Below are 5,370 nucleotides of genomic sequence, written 5' to 3' on the forward strand. Positions count from 1 at the left end.
GGTGCGTGGGTCAAGCCTCGTGTGCTGCCGGACGACCTCACCTCGAGGTCGCCTCGCCCTCCCGGCGGTTGGACCGGTTGAGCACGCCGTCGTCGGCGAGGTCCTCGAGCTGCTCGTCGTCGACGGCCTTGCTCGCGGTGCCCTTGACGAAGACGGACGGGTTCTCGGGCGTCCCGGCCTTGATGTGGTTGAACAGGATGTTCAGCAGGATCGCCATGAGCGCCGCCGAGCTGATCCCCGAGTGGAAGATGGTGCCGAACCACGTGGGGAACTGGTCGTAGAAGTCGGGCTTCGCGATCGGGATCATGCCGAAGGAGATCGACGCCGCCACGATGATGAGGTTCATCGAGTTCTTGTAGTCGACCTTGGCGAGCGTGCGGATGCCCGACGCCGCCACGGAGCCGAACAGCACGACGCCGGCTCCGCCGAGCACGGGCGTCGGGACGGCGGCCACGACGCGGCCCAGCACGGGCAGCAGGCCCAGGACCACGAGGATGCCGCCGCCGGCGGTGACCACGAAGCGCGACTTCACCCCGGTGATCGCGACCAGGCCCACGTTCTGGGCGAACGCCGACTGCGTGAACGAGCCGAAGACCGGCGAGACGACGGAGGACGCCATGTCGGCGCGCAGGCCGTTGGCGATGCGCTTGCGGTCCACCTTGGTGCCGACGATCTCGCCGACCGCGATGATGTCCGCCGTCGTCTCCGTGAGCGTCACCAGGATGACGATGAGCATGGAGACGATCGCGGCGACCTCGAACGTCGGGGCGCCGAAGCTGAACGGCATCGGGAACGCGACCACCGGGCCCTCGCCGACGCCGGCGAAGTCCGCCATCCCGAGCGCGAGGGCGATCAGCGTGCCGGCCACGATCGCGATGAGGATCGACAGTCGCGACACGACGCCCGAGCCCACCTTGGACAGCAGGACGACGATGGCGAACGTGAGGAACGCCAGCCCGATGTTGCTCGTGGAGCCGTAGTCGGGCGCCTCGGCGTTGCCGCCCATCGCCCAGTTCGCCGCCACCGGCATGAGGGTCAGGCCGATCGTCGTGATGACGACGCCGGTGACCACGGGCGGGAAGAACCGGATGATCTGGGCGAAGAACGGCGTGATGAGGAACCCGATCGCCGAGGCGACGAGCACCGCGCCGAGGACGGCGGGGATCCCGCCGCCGCCCCCGACGATCGCGACCATGGTCGAGACGCCGGCGAACGACACGCCCTGCACGAGCGGCAGCTGGGAGCCGAAGAACTTGATACCGACGGTCTGCAGGATCGTCGCGAGACCGCCCATGAAGAGCGAGGCGGCGATGAGCGTGCCGATCTCCGCCGAGGTGAGGCCGGCGGCCCCACCCACGATGAGCGGCGGGGCGATGATGCCGCCGTACATCGTGAGGACGTGCTGGAAGCCGTACCCGACGGTGGCGCCGAGCGGCAGGCGCTCGTCCTCGGGGCGGGCGGGGCTGGTCGCCGCCGCCCGGGGGGATGCGGACCGTGACATAGCGGACCTCCTCGTTCGCTATCGATGGTCATATCTTCCGGTGTGCGGAAGAAGCCTTCCACTATTCGACCGGCAAGTGTGATCTGTGTCAACCCCTTCCGAGGGGTGGATCTGCGGCTGCCGCGAGCTCAGCCCGCCACGAGCCTGCGCGCCGCCTCACGGTGCTCGGCCAGGAGCGCGGGCAGGTCGAGGCCGACCACCGCGCCGTCGACGACGCGCCACTCGCCGCCGACCATCACCCGGTCGGCGCGGTCCGCGCCGCACAGCAGCAGGGCGGCGACCGGGTCGTGCGAGCCCGAGAAGCGGGGCTCGTCGAGCCGCCACAGCGCGAGGTCGGCCTGCTTGCCGACGGCCAGCACGCCCAGGTCGTCGCGGCCCAGCACGCGGGCCGAACCTCGCGTCGCCCAGCCGAGGGCGCGCGCCACCGGCACCGAGGCGCCGTACTTGAGCCGCTGCAGGTACAGGGCCTGGCGGGCCTCGGGCATCATCGTCGACGCGTCGTTCGAGGCCGAGCCGTCCACGCCGAGGCCCACCGGCGCGCCGGCGTCCTCCAGCTCGAGCACGCGCGCGATGCCGGACGCGAGCCGCATGTTCGACGTCGGGCAGTGCGCCACGCCCGTGCCCGCCGCGCCGAGGCGGGCGATCTCGGCGTCGTCGAAGTGGATGCCGTGGCCCAGCCAGGCCCGGTCGGTGAGCCAGCCGACCGACTCGAGGTAGTCCACGGTGCGCATGCCGAACCGCTCGCGCAGGAAGTCCTCCTCGTCGATCGTCTCGGCCAGGTGGGTGTGCAGGCGCACGTCGTGCCGCTCGGCCAGCTCGGCGGTGTCGCGCATGGCCGCCGGGGTCACCGAGAACGGCGAGCAGGGCGCCAGTGCGATCTGGATCCGTGCCCCGGCGCCGCGCTCGTGGTACGTGGAGATCAGCCGCTCGGAGTCGGCCAGGATCGTGTCCGGGTCCTGCACCACGGACTGCGGCGGGAGGCCGCCGTCGTCCGTGCCGAGCGTCATCGAGCCTCTCGTCAGGGTGGCGCGCATGCCGAGCTCGCGGACCGCCGCGACCTGGAGGTCGATCGCGTCGTCCAGGCCCGCCGGGAAGACGTAGTGGTGGTCGGCGGCCGTGGTGCAGCCCGACAGCAGCAGCTCGGTCAGCGCGACCTTCGTCGCGAGCTCGTGGGCGCGCGGCGTGAGGCGCGCCCAGACCGGGTAGAGCGTGGTCAGCCAGGGGAAGAGCTCGGCGTCGGCGACCGGCCCCCAGGCGCGCGTGAGGGTCTGGTAGAAGTGGTGGTGCGTGTTGATCAGGCCGGGCGTGACCACGTGCTCGGACGCGTCGAACGTGGCGTCGACCGGGGTCGACGGGCTCGCCCCCGCCGCGACAAGCTCGGTGATCACGCCGTCCGTGACGACGACGCCGCCGCGGGCGTCGGGCGCCCCGGGTGCGTCGTCGGCGGTGAAGACGGCCAGCGGGTTCTTGATCCAGGTGCTCATCGGTGCCTCCATGGCGGCGGCACCGGGGGAGCGGCGCCGCGTCGCGCCGGCTCAGTGGTCCTGTCTGCCGATCCAGGGAGCGACGGCACCGCGCCGTCCTCTGCCGGTGACGCTAGGCGACCGGCGCGCGCACCGTCAACGGTGCGGGCCTCGGTGAATGCCTCGGTGCGTACCGCCGTGCGTGGGAGCATGACGTCCATGTCCCGCGCCAGCCTGGAGAAGAAGCCCGCCGAGGTCGCGTCGATGTTCGACGGGATCGCGAAGCGGTACGACCTCGTCAACGACCTCGTCTCCCTCGGGCAGGACCGGCGCTGGCGGCGCGCGGTGGTGGACGCCGTCGCGGCCGTCCCCGGCGAGCGGGTGCTCGACCTCGCGGCCGGCACCGGGACGTCGAGCGAGCCGTTCGCCGCGGACGGCGCGCTGGTGGTCCCGTCCGACTTCAGCCTCGGCATGCTCGCGGTGGGCAAGGAGCGGCGCCCCGACCTGTCCTTCGTCGCGGGCGACGCGACCCGGCTGCCGTTCGCGGACGCCGCGTTCGACGCCGTGACGATCAGCTTCGGCCTGCGCAACGTCGTCGACACCGACGCCGCCCTGCGCGAGATGCTGCGCGTCGTGCGGCCGGGCGGTCGCGTGGTGATCTGCGAGTTCTCCACGCCGACGTGGGCGCCGTTCCGCACGGTGTACATGGAGTACCTGATGCGCGCGCTGCCGGTGGTGGCGGGCGCGGTGACGCGTGACCGCGGGTCGTACGACTACCTCGCCGAGTCCATCCGGAGCTGGCCCGACCAGGCGGCCCTCGGCCGGCTCCTCCTCGATGCCGGCTGGGACCGCGTGTCGTACCGCAACCTCACCGGCGGCATCGTGGCGCTGCACCGGGCCGTGCGCCCGGCCTGACCGCCCCGCCGAGCGGGTCCCGACCTGGCTCTTTGACGCCCGCGCGGGCCCCGGCGTATCGTCGATCCGATCCTGAAACGATTCAACGACGATCGGCACGACGACGTACGCAGGGAAGGCACGGTCGATGACGACACCACACGGCGCGACGGCGGGCGGCGGCACCCGCCTGCACGGCTACCGGGCGACGGTCGCGGTCGCGATGTCCAACTACATCGAGGCGGGCTCGATCATCGCCCTCGCCACCAGCCTCACGCTCTGGCAGGAGCACTTCGGGCTGAGCAACCTCGCCGTCGGGCTCGCCGCGGCCCTGAGCGCCAACGCGTTCGGCGCGGCGGTGGGCGCCATGATCGGCGGCCCGCTGGGCGACCGGTACGGGCGCAAGTTCATCTACACCTACGACCTGCTGCTCTACATGCTCGGCACGGCCTTCATCGTGTTCGCCGGCGCCCCGTGGATGCTGTTCGTCGGCATCGTCCTCACCGGCATCGCCGTCGGCGCGGGCGTGCCCGTCGCGTGGACGTACATCGCGGAGGAGGCGCCCGACGACCAGCGCGCCAGGCACGTCGGCACCGCCCAGCTCGCGTGGTCGCTCGGCCCCTTCATCGGCTTCGTGCTCGCGACGGCGCTGGTCCCCCTCGGCCTGCTCGGCAGCCGCATCATCTTCGCGCACCTGTTCGTCATCGCGTTCGTCACCTGGTGGGTGCGGCGCGGGCTGGCGGAGTCGGACGTCTGGAAGGAGTCCAACGCCAAGCAGGTCGCGCTCGGTCGCAGGCGTCGCGGCTTCCGCGAGCTGATCTCGCACCCGCAGAACGTCAAGGCGCTGCTGTTCCTCGTCGGCGTCTACGCCCTGTGGAACACGGTGGCCGGGCAGGCCGGCATCTTCATGCCGCGCGTCTACCAGACGGCCGGCGTCGAGAGCGCCGTCGCGCAGAACCTGCTGCAGGTGCTGGTCTGGGGCCTCACGTCGGCGGCCACGTTCTGGGGCTTCATGAAGTACGGCGACCGGGTGAGTCGCCGCCTGCTCTACGGCATCGGCGCGGTCATGGCCGTCGCCGCGTGGATGATCCTCGCCTTCGTGCCGCACGTCTCGATGCCCCTGCTCATCGCGTACGCCGTCCTGTGGGGCGTGTCCGCAGGCATCGGCGCCCAGGCGTTCTACGCGCTGTGGACCGCCGAGCTGTTCGCCACGGCGTACCGCGCCTCGGCGCAGGGCGTGCTCTTCTTCGTCGCACGCATCGCGGTCGGCCTGCTGAGCTACCTGTTCCCGACGATGCTCGCCGAGCAGGGTGTGCCCTTCGTAGGCGGGATCATGGTCGCGCTGCTCGTCGCCTCGCTGGTGATCGGCGTCGTCTGGACGCCCGACACCGCGGGCAAGAGCCTCAAGGAGATCGAGAGGGAGCGCTACGGCGCCGACCTCGACGACGCGGAGGTCTCGGGCGTCCGCTGACCCCGACCGTCGGTCCTCGTCCGTTCGGCAGCGGGTGGATC

Annotated in this window: 4 protein-coding genes; 2 read left to right on the plus strand and 2 right to left on the minus strand. The window is 71.7% G+C overall.

Translation table 11 applies throughout. From position 1 onward, the window contains the following. Positions 1–37: 37 nt before the first annotated feature. Both ACFWEK_RS18490 and ACFWEK_RS18495 read right to left on the minus strand, forming a co-directional pair. Positions 38–1,501: a nucleobase:cation symporter-2 family protein gene (locus tag ACFWEK_RS18490; RefSeq protein ID WP_430547772.1), complete on the minus strand. Its 1,464-nt coding sequence runs from the start codon at positions 1,499–1,501 to the stop codon at positions 38–40. A gap of 128 nt (positions 1,502–1,629) precedes the next feature. Then, positions 1,630–2,985 (minus strand): 8-oxoguanine deaminase, encoded by a 1,356-nt coding sequence (locus tag ACFWEK_RS18495; protein ID WP_430547773.1) that lies wholly within the window; start codon positions 2,983–2,985, stop codon positions 1,630–1,632. A gap of 198 nt (positions 2,986–3,183) precedes the next feature. On the opposite strand from ACFWEK_RS18495, the gene ACFWEK_RS18500 reads away from it, so the two are divergent. Continuing rightward, positions 3,184–3,879 carry a demethylmenaquinone methyltransferase gene (locus ACFWEK_RS18500; protein WP_430554986.1) on the plus strand — a complete coding sequence of 232 codons (696 nt, stop codon included), beginning with the start codon at positions 3,184–3,186 and terminating at the stop codon, positions 3,877–3,879. 127 nt (positions 3,880–4,006) lie between these two features. After that, complete coding sequence (locus ACFWEK_RS18505; RefSeq protein WP_430554987.1) at positions 4,007–5,329, plus strand: MFS transporter; 1,323 nt, start codon at positions 4,007–4,009, stop codon at positions 5,327–5,329. Positions 5,330–5,370 lie beyond the last annotated feature (41 nt).

It is taken from the genome of Isoptericola sp. NPDC060257 (assembly GCF_042726645.1).
In the GTDB taxonomy this organism is placed as follows: domain Bacteria; phylum Actinomycetota; class Actinomycetes; order Actinomycetales; family Cellulomonadaceae; genus Isoptericola; species Isoptericola nanjingensis.